Source organism: Geminicoccaceae bacterium, assembly GCA_020638465.1.
Taxonomy (GTDB): domain Bacteria; phylum Pseudomonadota; class Alphaproteobacteria; order Geminicoccales; family Geminicoccaceae; genus JAGREO01.
Genome location: JACKIM010000002.1, coordinates 1,410,813 through 1,433,791, shown reverse-complemented (window position 1 = coordinate 1,433,791; position 22,979 = coordinate 1,410,813). Strand labels below are relative to the sequence as shown.

At 62.5% G+C, this 22,979-nt stretch carries 16 protein-coding genes; 8 read left to right on the top strand and 8 right to left on the bottom strand.

Annotation, left to right across the window (positions count from 1 at the left end; genetic code table 11):
* Window positions 1-30 precede the first annotated feature (30 nt).
* Together H6851_16900 and clpB are read right to left on the bottom strand one after the other, a co-directional pair.
* Entirely contained in the window at window positions 31-1,110 is a 1,080-nt protein-coding gene (locus tag H6851_16900) for an LLM class flavin-dependent oxidoreductase (protein ID MCB9945288.1), read from the bottom strand.
* Between the two features lie 214 nt (window positions 1,111-1,324).
* On the bottom strand, window positions 1,325-3,916 hold the full coding sequence (gene clpB, locus H6851_16895; GenBank protein ID MCB9945287.1) for an ATP-dependent chaperone ClpB: 2,592 nt from the start codon (window positions 3,914-3,916) through the stop codon (window positions 1,325-1,327).
* 303 nt (window positions 3,917-4,219) lie between these two features.
* Between clpB and H6851_16890 the strand changes: the two genes are divergently transcribed.
* The 4 genes from H6851_16890 (at window position 4,220) to H6851_16875 (ending at window position 10,801) form a co-directional block, all read left to right on the top strand.
* Complete coding sequence (locus H6851_16890) at window positions 4,220-6,184, top strand: EAL domain-containing protein (protein ID MCB9945286.1); 1,965 nt, start codon at window positions 4,220-4,222, stop codon at window positions 6,182-6,184.
* 166 nt (window positions 6,185-6,350) lie between these two features.
* The gene (locus H6851_16885) at window positions 6,351-7,307 is read left to right on the top strand and encodes an ABC transporter permease (protein ID MCB9945285.1); all 957 of its coding nucleotides are present in this window, start codon (window positions 6,351-6,353) and stop codon (window positions 7,305-7,307) included.
* 1 nt (window position 7,308) lies between these two features.
* Complete coding sequence (locus tag H6851_16880) at window positions 7,309-8,220, top strand: ABC transporter permease (GenBank protein ID MCB9945284.1); 912 nt, start codon at window positions 7,309-7,311, stop codon at window positions 8,218-8,220.
* Window positions 8,221-8,533: 313 nt separating this feature from the next.
* Window positions 8,534-10,801, top strand: coding sequence for a polysaccharide biosynthesis tyrosine autokinase (locus H6851_16875; protein ID MCB9945283.1), 2,268 nt, complete (start codon window positions 8,534-8,536; stop codon window positions 10,799-10,801).
* Between the two features lie 122 nt (window positions 10,802-10,923).
* Here H6851_16875 and H6851_16870 read toward each other — a convergent pair whose 3' ends face one another.
* Window positions 10,924-11,475, bottom strand: a complete 552-nt coding sequence (locus tag H6851_16870) for a hypothetical protein (protein ID MCB9945282.1) — start codon at window positions 11,473-11,475, stop codon at window positions 10,924-10,926.
* Between the two features lie 123 nt (window positions 11,476-11,598).
* On the opposite strand from H6851_16870, the gene H6851_16865 reads away from it, so the two are divergent.
* Window positions 11,599-12,450: a sugar phosphate isomerase/epimerase gene (locus tag H6851_16865; protein ID MCB9945281.1), complete on the top strand. Its 852-nt coding sequence runs from the start codon at window positions 11,599-11,601 to the stop codon at window positions 12,448-12,450.
* Window positions 12,451-12,715: 265 nt separating this feature from the next.
* On the opposite strand, the gene H6851_16860 is transcribed toward H6851_16865, so the two are convergent.
* Entirely contained in the window at window positions 12,716-13,744 is a 1,029-nt protein-coding gene (locus tag H6851_16860; GenBank protein ID MCB9945280.1) for an alcohol dehydrogenase catalytic domain-containing protein, read from the bottom strand.
* Window positions 13,745-14,256: 512 nt separating this feature from the next.
* On the opposite strand from H6851_16860, the gene H6851_16855 reads away from it, so the two are divergent.
* From H6851_16855 to H6851_16845, 3 genes are all read left to right on the top strand, one after another.
* Window positions 14,257-16,875, top strand: a complete 2,619-nt coding sequence (locus tag H6851_16855; protein ID MCB9945279.1) for an autotransporter domain-containing protein — start codon at window positions 14,257-14,259, stop codon at window positions 16,873-16,875.
* A gap of 155 nt (window positions 16,876-17,030) precedes the next feature.
* On the top strand, window positions 17,031-17,792 hold the full coding sequence (locus H6851_16850) for a glucosamine-6-phosphate deaminase (protein ID MCB9945278.1): 762 nt from the start codon (window positions 17,031-17,033) through the stop codon (window positions 17,790-17,792).
* A complete protein-coding gene (locus tag H6851_16845; GenBank protein ID MCB9945277.1) occupies window positions 17,792-18,796 on the top strand; it encodes an N-acetylglucosamine-6-phosphate deacetylase in 1,005 nt (334 codons plus the stop codon). The genes H6851_16850 and H6851_16845 overlap by 1 nt, the downstream gene beginning before the upstream one ends.
* Window positions 18,797-18,881: 85 nt before the next feature.
* Here H6851_16845 and hflX read toward each other — a convergent pair whose 3' ends face one another.
* From hflX to trkA, 4 genes are all read right to left on the bottom strand, one after another.
* A complete protein-coding gene (gene hflX, locus H6851_16840; GenBank protein ID MCB9945276.1) occupies window positions 18,882-20,132 on the bottom strand; it encodes a GTPase HflX in 1,251 nt (416 codons plus the stop codon).
* A gap of 79 nt (window positions 20,133-20,211) precedes the next feature.
* Window positions 20,212-20,505: an RNA chaperone Hfq gene (gene hfq / locus H6851_16835; GenBank protein MCB9945275.1), complete on the bottom strand. Its 294-nt coding sequence runs from the start codon at window positions 20,503-20,505 to the stop codon at window positions 20,212-20,214.
* 186 nt (window positions 20,506-20,691) lie between these two features.
* The gene (locus tag H6851_16830; protein MCB9945274.1) at window positions 20,692-21,567 is read right to left on the bottom strand and encodes a D-amino-acid transaminase; all 876 of its coding nucleotides are present in this window, start codon (window positions 21,565-21,567) and stop codon (window positions 20,692-20,694) included.
* A 34-nt stretch (window positions 21,568-21,601) separates the two neighbouring features.
* On the bottom strand, window positions 21,602-22,975 hold the full coding sequence (gene trkA / locus H6851_16825; protein ID MCB9945273.1) for a Trk system potassium transporter TrkA: 1,374 nt from the start codon (window positions 22,973-22,975) through the stop codon (window positions 21,602-21,604).
* Window positions 22,976-22,979: the final 4 nt, after the last annotated feature.

Below are 22,979 nucleotides of genomic sequence, written 5' to 3'. Positions count from 1 at the left end.
ATCGCGTCCCGCTCCGGCGACGGGGGCGGATCAGTTCAGCCGTGGCAGGACCTGTTCGGCGAAGAGTTTGATGGAGTTGCGCCACAGGGGTTTGTCATCCCAGTCGATGCCGCCCAGAATGATGGTGCCGAACGGGCCGATGCGGTCGCGCAGAGCGTTGATCCTGTCGGCAACCGTCGCGGGACTGCCGGCGATGACGACTTCGTTGATGCACCAGTCGGGAGTGAGGTCGGCGTCGCTCATGTCCTTGCGCAGTCCCTTCATGACCTGCGAGAAGCCAGCCTTCTTCATCAGGGACGAGAGGTAGTCGAAATAGTAGCGCGGGGCGCAGCCGGGCTGTTGCAGGTATCGTTCCGCCTCCGCGTCGGTCTCGGTGACGAGGATGGTACGCGCGACCCTCCATTTCGCGCCGTTCGGCTCGATGCCATTTTCCTCGCATCCCTGGACATAGCGCTGCCAGTGGGTGGCGACGCTGTCCTCGGGAATGAAATTGGCACTGATGACCGACCAGTCCCGTCCGGCGGCTTCCCTGGCAAGGAACGGAAACGGGCTCATCGAGGCAATCGCCACCGGAGGAAAGGGCTTCTGGTAGGGTTTCGGAAACACACCCAGGCCGAATTCCGGGACATGCCACTCGGGCTGCTCGATCTGCCAGTATTCTCCCCGGATCGAGTGCGGCGGGTCTTCCGTCCACAACCTGTGAATGATGTCGATCGATTCGAGCATCCTCCGGCCGCGTTCCATGGCATCGTTGAGCTTGAACAGTTCGAAATCCGAGGGCAGGCCGCCGGGGCCGATGCCCATGACGAAGCGGCCCTTGCACAGATGGTCGAACATGGCGGCGAAACCGGCAACCACGGCCGGGTGCTGCTGCGGCAGGTTGAGAACGCCGGAACAGAGCTTGATCCGCCCGGTTTGCGGAATGGCCTGTGCCATGAACATGAGGGGCGAGGTGACGGGTTCCGTCTGGCAGCTGAAGTGCTCGCCGAGCCAGACCTCGTCCAGTCCCACCCTGTCGGCGTGAACGATGGCTTCGAGATCCTCTTCGAGGACCTGATGATAATCCTTGGATGCCGGATGCAGCGGCATCATGAACAGTCCTGAATGCATTGTGGCCTCCCCGTTTCTGCCGGCAGGATCGCTGACGGCACGAAAACAGCCTGCCCCAAGGCCCCGGATTTGTCAGCCCGGTATTCTCACGTCCGCCCGACGCGAAGAAAAACCGCTCCGGGATCTTCCGATCGTCCCGGAGCGGCGGGGGGGGGTGCTGTCCGTTCCGTGTCATTCCCCGGAAAGCTGGCAGCTGCCGGGGAACTTCAGCGGTCTACGCGGCTTCGGCAGCGGCCAGGGGTTCGATGACGATCTGGCCGTCAAGGACGTTGGCCATGGCGGTGTCGCCGTCCTTCAGGCGTCCTTCGAGGATCATGGTCGCCAGCCTGTCCTGAAGCTCCTTCTGGATGACCCTCTTGAGCGGCCTTGCGCCATAGACCGGGTCATAGCCGGCGTTCGCGAGCCAGGTGCGGGCGGTATCGCCCAGGGTGAGCTCGATGCGGCGGTCGGCGAGCAGCTTGCGCAGGTGGCCCAGCTGGATGTCGACGATGGCCCCCATCTGCGCACGGCCCAGCCGGTTGAACAGGATGATCTCGTCCAGCCGGTTGAGGAATTCCGGACGGAAATGACTGCGGACGACATCCATGACCTGTTCCCGGGCCTTGCTCGCAGCGGCTCCATCGGGCAGGGCGGCCAGGTATTCGGCGCCGAGGTTCGATGTCAGTACGATCATCGTGTTGCGGAAATCCACCGTGCGGCCCTGACCGTCGGTAAGGCGGCCGTCGTCGAGGACCTGCAGCAGCACGTTGAACACGTCCTGATGCGCCTTTTCGACCTCGTCGAACAGGATCACCTGATAGGGCCGCCGGCGCACCGCCTCGGTGAGCACGCCACCCTCGTCATAGCCGACATAGCCCGGAGGCGCGCCGATGAGCCGCGAGACCGCATGCTTCTCCATGAACTCCGACATGTCGATACGGACCATCGCCTGGTCGTCGTCGAACAGGAAGGCCGCCAGCGTCTTGCACAGTTCGGTCTTGCCGACACCCGTGGGGCCGAGGAAGAGAAAGCTGCCCATCGGCCGGTTGGGGTCCTGCAGGCCGGCGCGGGCACGGCGGACGGCATGGCTGACCGCCTCCACCGCATCGGGTTGTCCGACCACGCGGCGCGACAGGGCCTCTTCCATCTTCAGCAGCTTCTCGCGCTCGCCTTCCATCATCTTGTCCACCGGCACGCCGGTCCAGCGGGAGACGATCTGGGCCACGTCGTTGTCGGTGACGCGTTCATGGACCATGATCTCGGCCTGCTGCTCATCGGCCGACTGGAGCTTCTTCTCCAGTTCGGGAATGATGGCATAGGTGAGTTCGCCGGCCTTCGTATAGTCGCCGCGCCGCTGCGCATCGGCAAGGTCGAGGCGCGCCCGTTCAAGCTGTTCCTTGACTTTGGTCGCGGACGCCAGCGTCTCCTTTTCCGACTGCCAGCGAGCGGTCAGTTCCGCCGATTCGTCCTCCAGATCGGCCAATTCCCTTTCGAGCTTGCCGAGCCGGTCGCGTGAACCCTGGTCGTTCTCCTTCTTGAGCGCCTCGCGCTCGATCTTGAGTTGAACCACGCGGCGATCGAGTTCGTCGAGTTCCTCGGGCTTGCTGTCGATGGCCATGCGCTTGCGCGCCGCGGCCTCGTCGATGAGGTCGATGGCCTTGTCCGGCAGGAAGCGGTCGGTGATGTAACGGTCCGACAGCGTGGCCGCGCTGACAATGGCCGCATCGGTGATGCGCACGCCATGATGCATCTCGTATTTTTCCTTCAGGCCGCGAAGGATCGAGATGGTGTCGGCAACGTTGGGCTGGGCGACCATGACCGGCTGGAAGCGCCGGGCGAGGGCTGCATCCTTTTCGATGTGCTTGCGATACTCATCCAGCGTCGTCGCGCCGACGCAGTGCAGCTCGCCGCGGGCGAGGGCCGGCTTGAGCATGTTGGAGGCATCCATCGAGCCTTCCGACTTTCCGGCACCGACGAGCGTGTGGAGCTCGTCAATGAACAGCACGATGTCGCCGCCGGAATGGCTCATCTCCTGCAGCAGCGATTTCAGCCGCTCCTCGAACTCGCCGCGATATTTGGCACCGGCCACGAGGGCGCCGAGGTCGAGCGACAGCAGCCGGCGGTCGCGCAGGCTCTCGGGAACGTCACCATTGACGATGCGCAGGGCCAGCCCCTCGGCAATGGCCGTCTTGCCGACACCCGGCTCGCCGATGAGCACCGGATTGTTCTTCGTGCGGCGCGAAAGCACCTGGATCACGCGGCGGATCTCGTCATCGCGGCCGATGACCGGGTCGAGCTTGCCGTCGCGGGCCGCAGCCGTGAGGTCGCGGGTATATTTCTCCAGCGCCCCGTAATTGTCTTCCGCACTGGCCGAATGGGCGGCGCGGCCCTTGCGGACCTCCTCGATGGCGGCATTCAGCGATTGTGCGGTGACACCGGCATTCTTCAGGATGGTTGCCGTGTTTCCGGCCATGATCGCCAGCGCCAGCAGCAGCCTTTCCGCGGTCACGAAGCTGTCGCCCGATTTCTCGGCGAGCTTTTGCGCCTGATCGAACAGCTTCATCGTTTCAGGTGCGAGGTAGAGCTGTCCGGCTCCCGATCCTTCGACCTTCGGTTGCTTCGCGAGAAAGGCATCGACCGCGGCCAGAGCCTGGGCCGGATCACCGCCAGCCGCCTGGATGAGGCTTGCGGCCAGACCCTTGGAATCGTCGAGCAGGGCCTTGAGCAGGTGTTCGGGCAGGAAGCGCTGGTGTCCCTCGCGCACGGCAATCGCCTGCGCGGACTGGACGAAACCGCGGGCGCGTTCTGTATATTTCTCGAAATCCATGAGTATTTTCTCCTTTGTCCCTCATGCGAGCGGATCGGCTCGTCGTGACCCCCTTCGAGGCATCGCGACAGCCACATTCGATATGTGGTGGATCGCTGGAACCACGCAAGGGGAGGGGCGGGCAATCCTGCGGGTTGATCAACCAGTGGGATGGTAATTGCAGGTGTATATAATGTTTCGATTGACAGAATTTCCCGTTTGACGATCATAACTTCTGTTCTACTCTCCTCGCAAAGACCCCTTCGACACGTGATGATGTGTCGCGGACATGCCCTGCCGCTCGTTTGACCGTGGATGTTCAAGTTGAAGTTGATGGCCGGATATTCAACCTCTCTTGTTCTGGCGGGAGTGGTCCTGCTGCCGGCATCGCTCTTGCCCGCCCTGGAGGTTCCCGGTGCAGCCCTCTGGTTCCTGCTGCTGGCCGCCAGCCAGGGGACATCGGTCGTGGCCCGGTTCCTGCGCGGCCGGAAACGATACGACCGGAGCTTCCGGCTGCTCGACTGGCAGGTGCTGGCAGGCGGTGCCCTGTGGGGCGCAGGCGGCGCATTGCTGCACGATGGGCTGCGGTATGAGGGGCATTCGCTGCTGCCGCTCCTGGTCGTGGCGATGCTGGCGGGCGGGTTCCTCGTCCTGCACCGGTCGCCGGGGCGGCAGCTTGCCCTCTTTCTTTCCACCTGCATGGTCTATGCAGGTGGCTATTTCCATCTGCATCCAGACCGGTGGGTACAGGTCGTCCTTCTCGCTGCCATGGGGGCGCTGGTTCTGGTCATGCTCGGCATTCGCGCGCGCCAGCATCGCGCCCTTGTCCATCGCCTCGAAGCGGAGCAGCGCAAGAGCCGCTACGAGTTGCGCACGACCCGAAGCGAACTTTCCGCTTCCGTGCGCGAACGAACTCGCGAATTGCGCGACAGCAATGCGCGGTTGAATTCCGAGATCGAGATAAGGCACCGTTCCGAGGAGCGGATCCGCTTCCTGCTCGAACATGATTCGCTCACGGGCCTGCCGAATCGCATCCTGCTGATGCGCCGCCTCGATGAGGCGCTGGAAGCAGCCCGTAGCGCCGGGCATCCGGTGGCGGTGATGATGATCGATCTCGACGGCTTCAAGCAGGTCAACGACACGCTCGGCCATCACGCCGGTGATGCGTTGCTCAAGCACACGGCATCCAGCCTCTTGGCCGTTACCGCCAGCGAGGATACCGTGGCGCGCATGGGGGGAGACGAGTTCGCGATCGTCTCGACCGGCATTCGCCGCCCGCATGACGCGGCCCAGCTAGCCGAGCGCATCCTGCACGGTTTTCACATGCCCTTCGAGGTCGATGGCAACCGCAGTCATGTCCTCGCCAGTCTCGGGGTCGCCCTGTTTCCGGAAAACGGGACCGACCCCGGGGCACTGCTGTTGCACGCCGATCAGGCCCTGTATGAGGCCAAGTCCTTCGGCCGTGGCCGCTATTCGCTGTATTCCGAGGAACTCGACGCCCATCACCGGAACCGCACGCAGCTCGAACGCGACCTGCGGCAAGCGGTCGAGAGACGTCAGCTCCAGTTGCTGTTCCAGCCCCGCTATACCCTGAAGACCCAGGCGCTCGTCGCGGCCGAGGTCTCGCTGCGCTGGAAGCATCCGCTTCTTGGCAATCTTCAATCCCCGGAGTTTCTTCCACTTGCCGAGACGACCGGCCTGATCGGTCCGATGGGCCGCTGGATCCTCTCCGAAACCTGCAGCCATGCGCGCCGCTGGCAGCATCATGGAGCCGGAACACAGCTGGCCATCAACCTGTCGCAGGCCCAGCTTCGGCAATATGACATCGCCCGCCAGATCCTGCAGGCCCTCGATGCCGCGAAACTGCCGCCCGAACGGCTCGGAATCGAAATTTCGGAGACGGCCCTGGCACGTGGCGATCCCGGCCTTGCCGGGCAGTTGCAGCGTATCAAGAGCCTCGGCGTTCATCTCACCCTCGATCATTTCGGCACGGGTGCAGCATCCTTCGACAGCATCCGCTCGATGCCCTTCGACAAGCTCAAGATCGACCGCCGCTTCATCCGGCACATGCCGGAGAACTCAGCCACATGGGCGGTTGTCAAGGCGGCCATCACCTTCGCGCGCGGCATGGGCTGGACCTCGATAGCCGATGGCGTGGAAGACGAGCGGCAACTTGACGGCCTGCTCGCCCTGGGCTGCGACGAGGCGCAGGGGCCGCTCCTCGGTCAGCCCGCGAGCGGCGAGGCGCTCGAACCGGTGCCCGGCGGGAACTGGTCGTTCGCGAAATGACGATTGTCTCCCATTTGGGTCATTCGCCCGGACAAACCTGGAATGGGGCTTAACAGCGTGTTGACGAAATGCCGACGGCTATCGGCATTTCGTCAACACGCTGTTAACGGCGGCACGAGGCAGATTACGATTGACAGGCGACCGTCAGATGCTCTGGTGATCATCCATGACAAGCTACATCCTGCGACGCCTGTCCGAGACCGCATTTCTCCTTCTGGCACTTTCCTTCCTGATCTACGGACTGATCGGGCTGATGCCGGGCGATCCGATCGACATGATGCTCTCGGCCAATCCCGACATGACCACGGCCGACGCACAGCGGCTCAAGGGCCTTTACGGGCTCGACCAGCCCTTGTGGCATCGTTACGCCCACTGGCTTCGACAGGCGGTGCAGGGCGATTTCGGCTATTCGAGACTTTACAGCCAGCCGACGCTGGATGTTCTCCAGCCGCGCATCGCAAATACCCTGTGGCTGCTCGGTGCAAGCTTCGTCCTGGCGCTCCTCATCGCTGTCCCGGCCGGTGTCGCGGCCGCCCGGCGGCCGGGCGGAATGCTTGACGGAACCATCAACCTGGTCGCCTTTGCCGGCTTTTCCATTCCGTCCTTCTGGCTCGGCCTGCTGCTCATCATCGTTTTTTCTGTCCATCTGGGATGGTTGCCCGCCGGCGGCATTCACGGTCTGGATGATACCGGCCTGCTCGACCGGCTCCGCTACATGGTGCTGCCCGTGCTGACACTCACCGCACTGTCGGCCGGCACATTCCTGCGCTTTGTCCGCGCGGCGATGATCGATGCCCTGCAGGAAGACCATGTGCGCACGGCCCGCGCGAAGGGATGCAGTGAACGACGGGTCGTCTGGATTCACGCCATGGGCAATGCGATGATTCCCATCGTCACGGTGACCACGCTCCAGCTCGGGTCGCTGTTTTCCGGTGCATTGGTCGTGGAAACCATGTTTTCCTATCACGGTATGGGAAAACTCATCTACGATGCGATCCTCGGCAATGACTTCAATCTTGCCCTGGCCGCCCTGATGCTGGCCGCGACCATGACCCTGCTGGCCAACCTCCTGGCCGATCTCGCCTATGCCTGGCTCGACCCGAGGGTGGATTATGGCAGTTGAGATGACGGGTTCCGCCATCGTCCACCGTGGCATTGCGGGGCGTCTTTCCCGCCAGAAACTTGCGATGGCGGCTGCCGTCGTCCTCGGTTTCATGCTGTCATGCGCCGTCCTGGCGCCGCAGATCGAGGCGGCATTCGGGATCGATCCCGATACGGTCAACCTGTTCGCCAGGCTGCAGGCTCCCGATGCCGTCCATCCGCTCGGTACTGACGAACTCGGCCGTGATCTTCTCGCACGACTGCTGGAGGGAGGCAGGGTTTCGCTTGCGGTGGGATTGAGCGGCGCCCTGCTGGCAGCTGTCATCGGTACGTTCATCGGCCTCGTCGCCGGATTCTTCGGCGGTGTTACCGACGCCGTGCTGATGCGCCTGACGGATGCCGTCCTCGCCCTGCCGCTTCTGCCGTTGCTGATCGTGCTGGCAGCCATCGATCCGCGCAAGATCGGACTCGGCGGCGACCTGCTGACCGGCGAGACCGCCAGCGTCTACAGGATCGTCGTCATCGTGGCCCTGTTCGGCTGGACGACTGTCGCCCGCCTGGTCAGGGGGGCGGCGCTGAGCCTCCGGCGACGGGATTTCGTGAGGGCGGCCCGGGCCATGGGGGCGGGGCCGTGGAGGATCATGTTCGTCCATGTCCTGCCCAGCATCGCCTCGCCGATCATCGTTGCCGCCAGCCTTTCCATCGGCAACATCATCCTGACCGAATCGGTGCTGAGCTTTCTCGGCCTCGGGATCCAGCCACCGCTGGCAAGCTGGGGCGGGATGCTGACCAACGCCCAGGAGTTGATCTGGCAGGCACCGCACCTGGCCTGGTATCCGGGGCTGCTGATCTTCGTGGCCGTGATCGCGTTCAACCTGATGGGGGACGGTCTGCAGCGGGCGCTGGATCCCCGCGCCACCCCGGCCGGTTCCTGAATATCCGATTGAATATCGCGTCTGGTCATATTTCCCGAACAAATGATTAAAGTCGCACGGCACCCCGTTATTGCAAATGGTCTATGGAAGGATTGACGGAGAAAAAGGTTAAAAAAGTGCAAGCATCTGAATCTTGAGAATTAATCGAATTTTAACGAATTCATACTACCATGTTTTGTAGTAAATATTAACCATCGGCCAACGAAAGCGTTATTGCCATCATGACGCCAACTTTGATAATCCGCCTTCGACTTGTGGCGCTGGTGCAGCTCGCGCTGCAGCGATCGGATTGACCAGGAGGTTCGACGAGACGATGGCACGACAGATCACACGCATGGCGGCTGGAGTAGAGGAGAGCTTTCCGATGGTCGAGGACCAGCTCAACCCGCGGGCGCTCCTTCGCGCATTGTGGCGCCGCAAGGGGGTTGTCATCGGCATGATAGGGCTGATGACCTCGGTAGCGCTGATCTACTCCCTTACCGCGACCCAGCTTTTCCGGGCCGAGACGCTTGTCCGTATCCAGTCGGGCAAGCCGAACGTCATCGAACTGCCGGAAATCGGCGGGAAGTTCGAGGCCGACGCGTCGACCATCGAGAGCGAGGTCGAGTTGCTGGAATCCGAAGCGTTCGCCAGCAGGATGGTCGACAAGCTGAACCTCATCGAAGATGCCGAATTCAACAATTCGCTCGACCCTGACCGTCAGCCGTTCTGGAAGAAGCACGACTGGCGGACATGGCTGCCCTCGTCGGTAAACGCCTACCTGTTCGGCGGCAAGGGCGGGGCTGTCGACGGCGTGTACACCGGTTCGCTGGCTGACGGTGAGACCGCCCGTTCGCGCACCATCGCCAATTTTCTCGACAAGTTGAGCGTCGAGCAGGTGAGTCGGTCCTATGTCCTGCAGATCCGTTTCAGTGCGGAACAACCCGACAAGGCGGCCATGATCGCCAATGCGATTGCCGATTCCTACATCGTCGGCCAGCTTGAGACGAAATTCAAGGCAGGCCACCAGGCTACGGACTGGTTGCGCGACCGCGTGGACGAGATGAGGCAGAAGCTGGTCGCGGCCGAGCAGCGCATCGTCGATCTCAAGAATGCCAAGGGCATAGCCGGCGAGGGACGCATCGACCCGATCCAGCAGCAGATCGGCCAGATCAACGGTCAGTTGGCCCAGGCCCAGGCGACGCGTGCGGAAGCCGAGGCCCGCTTCAACCAGGTCCAGAGCCTGTTGCGCTCTTCGGGCGGTATCGGAGCGGCGGCCAACGTCCTCACTTCGCCGCTGATGGCCGATCTGCGTCAGCAGGAAACCGAACTCAGCCGCAAGATGTCCGAGCTTTCGACTGTCTACGGCCCACGTCATCCGCAGATGGTCAACCTCAAGGCCGAGGTGCGCAGCGTGCGGGCGAAGATGGTCGAGGAGGTCGAACGCATCGTTCAGGACCTGAGCAACGAGGTCGATGTCGCGCGCGCGCGCGAACAGGAATTGCGCCGCAGCCTTGGCGGGCTTGAGAGCCAGGTGCGTGGCCAGGAAGTCTCATCGGTCGAACTGCGCGATCTGGAGCGTGAAGCATCCAGCGCCCGGGAAATCTACGAGAGCTTTCTGCAGCGCCTGCGCGAGGTGAGCGAGACCCAGGGGCTGCAGCAGGCCGATGCCACGGTCCTGTCACCGGCGGCCGTACCGGTCGATCCGAGTTGGCCCAATCGAAAGTTGATCGTCCTGCTCGGCTTTGCCGGTGGTCTGGTCATCGGATGTGTCCTGGCCTTCGTCGTCGAGCGTTGGGACAGCGATTTCGGCTATCGCAGCGCGGAGGAGGTGCAGGCGTCGCTCGGCATCCGGGCTCTGGCCCTGGTTCCCGACCTTACGCGCCGCGAGACCCGTGACATGAGTGCTGAGGAATACATCCTGAAAAAGCCGCAATCGGCCTTTGCCGAATCGCTGCAGCGCATTCGCACCAGCATCTTCCTCTCCGACCGGTCGCGCGCGACCCGGACCGTGCTCGTGACCTCGTCGGTACCGGTGGAAGGGAAGTCGCTGGTTTCGGCATCGCTTGCCCGCCAGTCGGCGCGATCGGGCCTGAATACGCTGCTGATCGATGCGGATCTGCGCCGTCCGCGCCTGCATGAGGTCGTCCGGGTATCAAACACCAACGGTTTGGCGGACATCCTCTACGGGGATCTCAGCATGGCCGAGGCGATCCGGGTCGATGAGAAATCCGGGATGAAGTTCATCCCGGCCGGCATGGCTCCGGTCAGTCCGCCCGATCTGTTCCGCTCGGACCGGATGCGCCTGCTTCTGGACATGGTCAGTGCCAAGTTCGATCTGATCATCATCGACAGTCCGCCGGTGGGTGCCGTTTCGGACAGCCTCATCCTCTCGCCGCAGGTCGACAAGACGCTCTATGTCGTCCGCTGGCAGGAAACCCCCCGCAATGTCGCCCAGTCGGGCATTCAGCAGGTCGTCGAATCCGGTGGTGATCTCGCGGGCATCGTGCTTTCCAGGGTCAACATCAAGAAGCATGCCCAGTACGGCTATGCCGACAGTGGCAGCTATTCCGGCAGCTACGGCAAATATTACCAGAACTGATCGGCGGTCTGAATTCCCGGGACCAACTCACTATACCCGATCGTGAGATTCTGAGGCAATATCACGGCCGCGATTCCATGCTTAAAGAATGAGGGCAAGGGGAAAATCATTTTCCCTTGTCCTCACCTCGGTTCCCAGGTTTCGAGGCGGGTGCCGAAATTGTTGAGGCTGCGTATGTTCAGGCGGTCGAAGCCCAATTGCCTCATGACGTTGCTGGGGTCGCCGGCGACCTGGCTGACGATCGGCAGGCCAGCACCGAAGACGATGGGTTCGATGGTCAGCGTGATGCGGCGCACGAGGCCGTATTCGAGAAACCAGTCATGGACGCGGGTGGCACCGAGGATGAGGCAGGCGCATGCCGGGTGGCGTTTTTCGATGATGGCGCAGATCTCCGCGATCGACGTCCGGCCGGGGTCGACCCAGAGCTGCTGCGGCGCACGCCACTCAGGGCGGGGAGCCGAGGTCGAGAAAATCACCCTGCGGCGGTCGGTGCGCGGCGCGGTCTCGTGCGTGGTCCGGCCCATGAACGACCAGTCGGCGGCATCGACGGAAGTGAGAAACTGTTCCTGTTCCTCCGCACTGGCCCATTCGCGGGGGTTCTGTCCCGGATAGCGGCCGAGATAGCCATCGGCCGAGGTGACCACGACAATTTCGAAGTGGGGTTGGAAAGGCATGCCATCATCCGTTTGCCGCCAGACCGGCAGCCTGCTATTGCCAATAGCCGTTAACTCGTCAACATCGATGCGACAATGGTCATCGGTCCATTGGAGCGGTGAAAACAGGGGGGAGGAACGGTTTTGGTGCGATTCGGCATGCATTCGAGCCTGTGGACGTCGAGCTGGACACGCGAGGCCGCCGAACACGTAGTGCCGCTGGCGGCAAGGCATGGTCTTGATGTCATCGAGATTGCGCTGCTGGCACCCGAGCAGGTGGATGTGGCGCACAGCCGTGCGCTGTTCGACGAGCATGGCGTGGCCCCGACCTGTTCGCTGGGCCTGCCGCTCGACAAGACGGCGCCGCTGCATCCGGAAAGGGCGGAAGCCTTCCTGATGACGGCCCTCGATGCGGCCCACGGTCTGGGCTCCAATACGCTGACCGGTGTGGTGTACGCGTCGATCGGCTATACCACCGGCGTCCCGCCGACGGAGGCGGAATACGAGACGATTGCCCGTGTCCTCAGGCCGGTGGCGCGCAGGGCCGCCGATCTTGGCATGACGATCGGCCTGGAACCCTGCAACCGGTACGAGACGCACCTGCTCAATACGGCGGCCCAGGCGGTGTCGCTGATCGAACGGATCGGCGAGCCGGCGGTGATGATCCACCTCGATACCTATCACATGAATATCGAGGAAAAGGGCATGGCCGATGGTATCCGTACCGCCGGCAGGCACCTGAAATACATCCACCTGTCCGAATCCGACCGGGGTGTGCCGGGATCGGCGAATGTTCACTGGGAGGATACGCTGGCGGCACTGGCCGGGATCGGTTTCGATGGCGATCTGGTGGGCGAGAGTTTCATCACCCTGCCGCCGGAGATCGCCCGGGCGCTGTCGGTGTGGCGTCCGGTCGCGCGCAGTGCCGAGGAGGTGCTCGATGTCGGCATGCCGTTCCTGCGCGATCTTGCCCGCAAGCACGGGCTGGTGGCTTGATCGACCTTGTCTTGCCGTGCCTCCGGTCGATGCGATGGGTGGCACGGTTATCAACGCAACCGGTCAGTGCTATGATAGCCCGGCCTTCAGCATGAGATGTGGAATGTTCCATCCTGTGGAGGGTGTCGTGTGGCATCTGGCTGCGACGATAATCGTCGTGACGGTGGGGGTGGCGATCGTCGCCGCCAAGCTGCAGTTCCCCGGGCTCTGATCGGCAAAGTCCGGATGGTTGTCCCGAGCGCCCGGTTGCGCTGGCGGACGGGTCTCAGGGGTGGCCGGCGATGTCGACGATGATCTTGATGGCGCCGTCCTCGCAGGCGGCAAGCTTGCGGAAGGCTTCCGGCACGTCATCGAGGTCGATGTGGTGGCTCACAAGGGCTTTCATGTCCACCCGCCCATCGGCGATGAGGCGGATGGCGCGTGGAATGACGTTGCCCATGCGTCGCGAGAACATCATGGTAAGTTGCTTGCGCCGCGGGGCCGAAGCCTCGATCCGGTAGGTGTTGCCGTCGGGTATGCCGACGATGACGCAGCGTCCGCCGATCCTGGCGGCATCTGCCGCGTGTTGCAGGCCCTCGGGGCTGTTGGTGGCCTCGATGACGAGATCCGCACCACGTCCGCCGGTCCATGACGCCGTGTCCTCATGGTGGGCCGATACCTCCTGCGCACCCAGTTCGAGGGCTTTCCGGCGGCGATAGTCGACCGGGTCGACGACCATCACGCGATCCGCGCCGGCGAGCCGGACGAGTTGCAGGATGATGAGGCCGATGGGACCTGCACCGAGGATGACGACGCTCTCGAACCATTGGGGCCGGGCAAGATCGGTGGCATGTATGCCCACACCGAGTGGTTCGGCCATGGCGGCAGCCGTGGCGTTGAAGTTGCGCGGTGCGGCGAAGAGCTGGTCGCGGCGGGCGGCGATGGTTCGGGTCATGGCACCAGCCTTGGGCGGAGCACCGTGCATGACCACCTTCGGGCACAGGTTATGCTCGCCGCGCAAGCACCACTCGCACCGGCCGCAGGGCTGGCAGGGATCGATGACGACGAGATCGCCGGCTTCGATGCCACGCCCGGGAACGCTCTCCCTTACCCTCCCGGCGAATTCGTGACCCGGCACGAACGGTTCGGCGATCACCTGGGCCGCACCGATGGCACCGTCCTTGTAGTAGTGCAGGTCGCTCCCGCAGATGCCGACACATTCGATGTCGACCAGTACCTCACCGTCACCGGGAACCGGCTCGGGCAGTTCGCCCAGACGAACGTCGTAGGCAGCGTGAATGAAGGCCGCGCGCATGGATGGGATCGAACCTGGAGACAGAGTGGGACCGGGGCATTCGTGACGGGACGCAGCCCAAAGGCCAAGGGGAGAGCCCGCTGCGAACTTCACCGGAACATGCTGGCAGAACGGGGGGAACATCTCAAGGCTGAAAGTACGGCGGAAGCCGATGGGACAGGACCGTTCCTTCGCGATGGCGACATTCTGGTCCACGTGGGAATACCAGAATATTTACGTTATTCATGGACCTGTATGCAATGAATGGTCAATGATGATATGATTTCGAATGTATACACGAATTCCATGTAATATATAGTTTCCAGTAAAGTCCATGTATATTGTCTATAGGATTGATAATAGGAAAATTTTTGTATTAATACTTAAATTGTTCTGTGAATGTGTAAAAATATTTCTTGAAATGTATTTTCATTATCAATTATTGGTAGAGTGTCTTTGTAAGATCTTCCCTGTCGAGGTGGAATTTGATGATGCATTCTCGCTCGTGTCGCTGTTCCGGTCGCCGGCGTCTGATGGCGAGTTCTGCCGTGGCGCTTGTCCTTGCCATCATGGCCCATGGCAACTCTGCCAACGCTGCCGGCGACGTTTGCATTGTGGCGAACACGACGATCAGTGGTGCCGCAGCCAGTGACGAGTACTGCGATCTGGGTGCCGGCGAGAGCGTGACGATCCAGAGCGGCGGTGCGCTGGCCGACACCACGCCCGCGACATCATCCCTGCGGGTCACCGGCGCGGCCGGCAGTATCAGCAATGCCGGGACAATCACCAGTACCGGCGATGGAATCAATCTTGCTGTCGGTTCCGGGCTCAGCGGCAATCTGGTGAATTCCGGTACGATCACGGCTCCAGGTGGACTGGGGATATTTGGTTCGAACACCACCATCGCCGGCAACATCATCAATAGCGGCAATATTGAGTCCGGAAATATGGGCTTGGAAATATATACTTCCACTTCCGGTGCCATCATCAATGGCGGGGATATCGATGCGAATTCACATGGCATATACGTGTATTCATCGACTGCAAATGGAAACATAGAAAATCAGGAAGGCGCAACGATCAGTTCACCTGGCTATGGAATTCTCGTTCATGCGACATCGACCGTGAATGGATCGATTATCAATGATGGTGTCATAAGGACGACGGGAGTTCGCGCCATAAGGATCGTCAACAACAGTACGATTACCGGATCAATCATCAATCGCGGGACGATCATCAACACCTACAACAATTCGACCGGATCAGCGATCAATACGTCCGGCGGAGTGATGCTGAACGGTGCCATCGTCAATTCGGGTGATATTTCCGGCTATTCGGGTATCTTTCTGGAAGCCGGTACTTCAGTTGCGGGCGGCATTCAGAACCAGGCTGGCGGCACGATAACCGGCACCCTCAATTCGATCAATGTCGGTGGAGCCAACACCACCACCGTCACCAATGCCGGCGTGCTGGAAGGCGGTGTGGTGCTCGGAACCTCGAGACTGGATATTACCGGCAATGATGCAAGGGTGGTGGGCAATGTGAGCGGCGGCGCAGGTTCGGTCGTGGACGTGCAGGGCGATTTCACCAGCGAGGGGACGTTCACCGTCGATACGATGAGTATCGCATCGGGAGGCAATCTGAAGCTGGGCCATGCTGTGACGGCCACCAGCGGCATGACCAATGCCGGTGTGGTCGATGTTCGCGACGGGACGGTCGCGCTCACCGGCGATTTCACCCAGGCAGCGGGCGGCGTGTTGGCGATGAAGGTAGATTCGACGACCAGCCATGGCATCCTGCAGGTCAGCGGCAATGTCGATCTTTCCGGCTCGGGAGCCATCGCGCTCACCGTGGCCCCGGATTCCACGCTTGTCGGCGGACAGACCATTCCCGGCGTCATCTCCGCCGGTGGTGCGATCAACGCTCCCTCGCTGACGGTCACCGACAACAGTGCGATCCTCAACTTTGCCGGCATTTTGAACGGTCAGGCCATTGATGTGAACGTGACCGCCGATCCGCTCGGTGACGTGCTGGCCGGCACGAGCGCGGCCCATGCCGATGGCGACATGCTCGATGCCATCGACACGATCCTGAACAGCCCGGCCATGGTTGCGTCGAGCCCGGTATTCGGTGCACTCACGTCGCTCGGCAGTGCCGCCGAGGTGGCCGCCGCACTGAACGAGCTTCAGCCCGCCCTGGGCGGCAATGCGGCGCAGAGCCAGGTGATGATGGTGAGCGCCGGATCCAACCGGGTGACGCTCGACCGTCTGGGCGCATTCTCCGGCGTCAGCGGCGGCGATGCAACGTTCACCGCTCCCACGGGTTGGGTGAAACCGTTTGCGGCACGCACGCTGCAGGAATCCGACGGCGACATTTCCGGTTTCACCGCAACTACCGGCGGACTCGCGGTGGGCTTCGATGCGAAATTCACCGAAGATCTGATGCTCGGCGTGTCGGCGGCCTATTCGCGCAGCAATGTCCAGTCCAGGCACGGCGTCGATGCCAAGATCCGTGGGGACAACTGGCAGGGGCAGGTCTATGCGAACTACGACATCACCCCGTCGACCTATGTGAGCCTGATGGCCGGAGGCGGCATCAGCGACAATCACAGCAAGCGCAAGGTAACGTTTGGCGGGTTGAGCGATACGGCGAGTGCGGATTTCGACGGCTGGAATGCCACGGCTGCCCTGGAGGTCGGACATCGCATCGCCCTTTCGGAGGACCTGACCCTGATTCCGCGGGCCCATGCGCAGTACATCTATGCGGAATTCGACGATTACCGCGAGGATGGCCTGGGCGGTGCCGACTTCATCGTGGACGAGAGCGATGCCGACAGCCTGGAGCTGGGCCTGTCGGGCGGGTTTGCCTACCGGCTCTTCGACGGGTTCCATGTGAGCGGCGATCTGGGCTTCACCTACGATGCGCTGGCCGGCGGCAATGACGTCACCAGCCGTTTTGCTGCCAATAACGGCGCGGGTGGCGGAACGTTCACCACGGACGGTCTGGACACAGACGAATTCGCCGTTGTCGGCGGCCTGGGCGTGAGTTTTCTGGACGGCGAGGGCTACGATGTCTCCCTCGACTACGACATCGCCAAGCGCCAGGACTTCACGAACCATCAGGTCCAGGTCAACGTCAAGGTGCCGTTCTGAATTCAAGGTGGGTTTCCCGGTTACCTCGACCTCGCTTCCATTCGGTCCGCAGGACTTTCCACCTGGGGGAAGGAGCCGGCAGCGAGGTCGGTCCTTGATCGCATGGCCGAATTTCTGCATTCATCGGCAAGGGTATTTCTTCAGGCGGAGCCGGAATGCAGATCGGGATTCACGACGATGCGGTTGCTCTCGGCAGGGCGGCCGCGAGCGAAGGTGCCGGGGCGATCAACCGGGCGCTGGAAGGAAAGGGGCAGGCGGCGATCATCGTTGCCACCGGCGCGAGCCAGTTCGAGATGCTCGAAGCGCTCGTTGACTCCGAGGTGGACTGGTCGAGGGTCACGGTTTTCCATCTTGACGAATATATCGGGTTGGATGTGCGACATCCGGCAAGTTTTCGCCGTTACCTCGACGAGCGTTTCGTCGGCCGTGTCGGTCCACTGGCCGAATTCGTCGCGGTGAATGGCGATGCGGACGACATCGGGGCCGAACTTGACCGGCTCAACGCACGCATCGCCCGGGAGACGGTCGACGTCTGCTTTGCCGGCATCGGCGAGAATTGCCATCTCGCCTTCAATGACCCACCGGCGGATTTCGACACCGAGCAACCTTTCATCATGGTCGAACTGGACGAGGGTTGCCGGCGCCAGCAGATGGGCGAGGGGTGGTTCAAGACATTTGAAGATGTTCCCGCAAAAGCGATTTCCATGTCGATCCGCCAGATCATGAAGGCCCGGCACCTGGTGCTGTCCGTTCCCGACGAGCGCAAGGCACGGGCGGTCGCCGACGCGGTCGATGGGCCGGTGACGAACCTGCATCCCGCGTCGATCATCCAGCGTCACGCAAGTTGTAGCTTGCATCTCGACAAGGCGTCGGCGGGTCTGCTCAAGGGGCGTCCCGCAGAGCCGGGGGCGGCCTGATGCGGACGAGCGGGCTTTTCGACCTGCAGGTCAATGGCTTTGCAGGTGTCGATTTCAACGACCCGGCAATCACCCCGAAGGCCCTCGATCATGCGCTCGAGGCCATGTTGACGACAGGTGTCACGGGCTGCCTGCCGACCCTCATCACGGCGCATGAGGCCGAACTCGGGGACCGGTTCCGGGCACTGGACACAGCCGTGCACGGGAGCCGTCTCGGTCCCGTGATGGTCCCCGGTTATCATCTGGAGGGGCCGTTCCTGAACGATGCGCCGGGGTATCGCGGCTGCCATCCTCCGGGTGCGATGATCGACCCCGACGTGGCTCTCGTCGCGCGGCTCGATGCGGTCATCCGCAAGCCCATACTGCTGGTGACGCTGGCTCCCGAGCGGAGCGGCGGGCAGCGCGCCGTGGCCGATCTCGTTCACGCCGGCAAGACGGTCGCCATCGGTCACTCGGCCGCAGGTCACGATGAAGTCCGCATGGCAGCCGATGCGGGTGCGACACTTTCGACACATCTGGGCAATGGCCTTCCGCCACATTTACCCAAACTGGAAAATACTGTTCTGGCACAGCTTGCCGAGCCCCGGCTGCATGCCTGTCTGATCGCCGACGGCCACCACATGTCGCCCGCAGCGCTGTCGGCGCTGATCCGGCTGAAGGGGGCAGGGAGCTGCATCCTGGTCACCGATGCCGTCCTCGCGGCGGCAGCCGCACCCGGACCCTATCGCTTCGCCGGCATGGATGTCGTCCTGGATGAGACGGGCAAGGTCGCGCAGCCGGGCAGCGGCGTACTGGCGGGTTCCGCACTCCGCCTCGACCAGGCGGTGCGCAATGCCGTCGACTGGAACATTGCCGATGCGGACCTCGCGATACGCATGGCTGGCGACCATGCCCTCAAGGCGCTGGGCTTCGCTCTGAAGCACTCGGGGATCTCGTTCGACCGGGGACAGGTCGAATGGAACACCGCACTCGAACCGCACGTCATCCGCCCCTCTGCGGCATGATTCCTTGAGGAGCGGGCAGGGTATCCGACCAGGGGCGATGGTCTCGTCGGCGGAAACGGTAGCGATGGCCAGCGAGTGACCGGTGTCAGGGTAGTTCGCGTCGGAGCTTTTGTTCAAGCTGACTGTGGACGCTCCCGGAAAGGGCAACCTTGACAGTGGTGCCGGTTTCGCCGTCATCACGGCTGATGACGCGGCCCTGCTGGTGCAGCCAGCTCAGGATGGCACCCTGCTCATGGTTCAGGTGGACCTCGATGACGCGGTCGTCTTTTGCAAGCCGCTGATCGACCAGGCCCAGCAACTCATTCAGGCCGCTTCCGGTGACCGCCGAGACGAGGTGGATCTCCGGACGTCGCGCCACCTCGGTCGCGAGCGCCTGACGCTGGCTGTCGTCGAGTCGATCGGATTTGTTCCACAGTTCGATCATGTTGTCCCGCCGCGACTTTTCGTCAACGCCGAGTTCATCCAGCACCATCTCGACATCACGTGCCTGAGCCTCGCTCTCGACATGGGTAATGTCCCGAACATGAATCAGGAGGTCCGCTTCGAGAACTTCCTCAAGCGTGGCACGAAAGGCGGCGATCAGTGCTGTGGGCAGGTCCGTGATGAAGCCGACCGTATCCGACAGGATCACCTGCTTGCCGGACGGCAGGCGGACGGTTCGCATGGTCGGATCCAGCGTGGCGAAAAGCTTGTCCTCGGCATGGACATCCGCGCCGGTGAGACGATTGAACAGCGTCGACTTGCCGGCATTCGTATAGCCGACCAGGGCGACGACCGGATAGGGAACGCGCTTGCGGGCGTTGCGGTGCAGGCCGCGGGTGCGCCTTACATCATCGAGCTCCTGGCGCAGGTTGACCATGCGTTCGTCGATGCGCCTTCTGTCGAGTTCGATCTGGCTTTCGCCCGGCCCACCGATGAAGCCGAGGCCACCGCGTTGCCGTTCGAGATGGGTCCATGAGCGCACGAGCCGCGAGCGCTGGTAGGACAGGGCAGCCAGCTCGACCTGGAGCACACCTTCCCGGGTTGCCGCCCGCTCGCCGAAGATCTCCAGGATGAGGCCGGTACGGTCGATGACCTTGCATGTCCATGCGCGTTCGAGATTGCGCTGCTGTACCGGCGTCAGTGCAGCATCGACGATGACAAGGTCGATTCCCTCGTCAGCCACGACCTGACCGATCTGGTCGACCTTGCCCTGTCCGATCAGGGTTGCCGGCCGCGGCGCACGCACCGGCGCGATTTCACTACCGCGAACATCGAGGTCGATCGCCCGGGTCAGTGCCACGGCCTCTTCAAGGCGCGCAGCACTGTCGCGGCGCAAGCTGTCCGCATCGTACATGGATGGATGCACCACCCATGTACGGGCCTTCGGTTCATCTGTCGGGAAGGGGTCCCGCCCCTGGACCTGACCCAGGATGCTACCCGCGATCCACGTAGCCCGGGCCGCCACCTGCACCGGCTCCGGACTGCTGCTGTTCCTCGGGCGGCGCGTCATAAAGACGAACGGCCGCCGACGGCATCACGGTGGACACGGCATGCTTGTAGACCAGCTGGACATGGCCATCACGACGAAGCAGCAGACAGAAATTGTCAAATGAGCTGATAACGCCCTGGAGCTTTACGCCATTGATCAGGAATATGGTTACTGGCACCTTGTTCTTGCGAACATGATTCAGGAATACGTCCTGCAAGTTCTGTTTTTCGGTCGCCATTCGTACGATCCTTAGTGTGTTTTCAGCTTGCAACCGACGTCAAGACATCACGGTTGAGGCTCTGATCAGGTGTATCCTTGGACTAACGTAGAGCGTGTGCCGGTCCAGTCAATCCGTAGTATGCACCAGCGCTGCTAATCCCTGCGGGCGAGAATCGCAAGAGACATCCGACCGGAGGTCGCGGAATCAGGGCTTTTGTCGTTCATACAGCACGTCCAGTCCCTGATTCGTTTCAAAAGCCTCCTGAAGTCGCCTCGTCAGTGTTCCGGGCATACCGTTGGCAATCGTGCAATCGTCGATCTGGACCACCGGCAGGACCAGGGATGTGGTGCTGGTGAGGAAGGCCTCGCGGGCGGTTCTCGCCTCCTCCAGCGTGAACGGCCGCTCGATCACCTCGATGCCGGCCTTCCTTGCCAGTTCGAGCAGCAGCGAACGGGTGATTCCGCCCAGGATCCGCGGTCCAAGCGGTCGCGTGACCAGCCTGCCGTCGCGATCGATGATGTAGGCATTCGAGGATGTCCCTTCGGTGATCCGGCCGTCGTCATCCAGCATCCACGCCTCACGGGCGCCGGCTTCCCGGGCCTTCTGCCTGGCCAGCAGATTGGGCAGGAGGCCAATGGACTTGATATCGCAGCGCTTCCAGCGCTCGTCCGGCAGGCTGATGACCCGGCAACCCTCGTCGTGCTGCCTTCGGTCGGGGAAGGGGGCCCGGCGGACGGTGACGACGAGGCTGGCGCGCCCGGAGGCCGGGGGCAGGTGGTTGCGCGGGGCTATGCCGCGGGAGATCTGGATGTAGACGATGGCCCGGTGCAGGCGGTTGCGGCGCAGGGTCTCACGGATCACGGCGGCAAGGGCGGCCCGGCTCATGGGCGGGCGAATCGAGAGTTCGGAGAGCGAACGTTCCAGGCGGTCGAGATGGCGGTCCAGCGCGCCGATGGTGCCCTCGACGACCCTGATCACCTCATAGACGCCATCGGCGAACTGGTAGCCCCGGTCCTCGATGGCGACAGCCGGCGTCGCGATGGGCACGTAGCGGCCATTGACATAGGCAATGCGCGACATTTTTCCTTATTTCCCCATGGCCGATCCGTGTTTTCTAGAAATAGTCCGGGCGGACGGCGAACAGCTGCTCCACTTTCTTCGACATGTCGCTGCGCGCCAGCACGACCAGTCGGTCGTGGGCCTGGACGACCGTATCGCCGCGCGGCGTGATCATCTTGCCGTCGCGAACGATGGCGCCGATGATCACGCCGCTCAGTCGCAGCGACCGCAGGGGCTTGTCGACGATCTGGGACGTCTCCAGCGCCTCCGCCTCGAAGATCTCGGCCTCGCCGTCGCGAATGGTGTGCACGGAGCCCAGGCGGCCGCGCTTGACGTGCTGAAGCACGCTGGAAACCGTGATTTCGCGCGGATTGATGGCGACGTCGATGCCTATGGTGTCCATCAGGATATTGTAATTGCTGTTGTTCACCAGTGCCAGACTGCGGGAGCAGCCCAGCCGTCTGGCCAGCAGTCCGGCGATGATGTTGACCTCGTCATCATTGGTGACGGTCACGATGGAATGAGAGGCGCGGACATTCGCCTCCTCGAGCAGGTCCCTTTCCCGTGCGTCGCCGCAAAGCACCACGGTGCGCGTGAGCTGCTCGGCAACGAGCGTGGCCCGGGCCTGGTTGAACTCGATCAGCTTGAGCGAGAGATGCGGATAGCGCTCTTCAAGCTCCTGCGCGAGGAACAGGCCGACATTGCCGCCGCCGACGATGATGATGCGCTCGCCCATCTGGTCCTCGATGCCGAAGGCCGACAGGGTACGGTCAAGATGGGCATTTTCCACCACCACGAGAACATCGTCATCGGGCAGCATCTGGTCATCGCCACCCGGCACGAAGAACTTGCCACCGCGGACGATGCCGACACAGACGAGATGCAGGTCGGGGAAGAGGTAGGAAAGCTGACGAAGCGGAGTGTGGACGACCGGCGTCTCGCCGGTACAACGGAAGCCGAGGAGACGGATGCGCTGGTCGAGGAACGAAACCACGGTCAATGCACCGGGAATTTCCAGCCGCCGGGCGATGGCATGGGCAACCTCGACCTCGGGCGAAATGACGAAATCGATGGGGATGTGGTCGCGGTCGAACAGCGTACCCCAGTTTTCCGTCAGATAGGCCTGCTGCCGGACGCGGGCGATCTTGGTCGGGACGTTGAACAGCGAATGGGCAACCTGGCAGGCCACCATGTTGACCTCGTCCACCTGGGTCACCGCGATCAGCATGTCGGCGTCGGCCGCACCGGCCTTCATCAGGCTTTCCGGATGGGCCGCATGGCCGATCATCGCCTGGATGTCGAGATTGTCCTCAAGCTTGCGGACAAGCTCTCCGCGCTGATCGATGAGCGTGACATCGTTGCCGGCAGCGGCAAGGTAACGCGCGATATTCGAACCTACGAGGCCGGCCCCGGCAACGATCACCTTCATGATT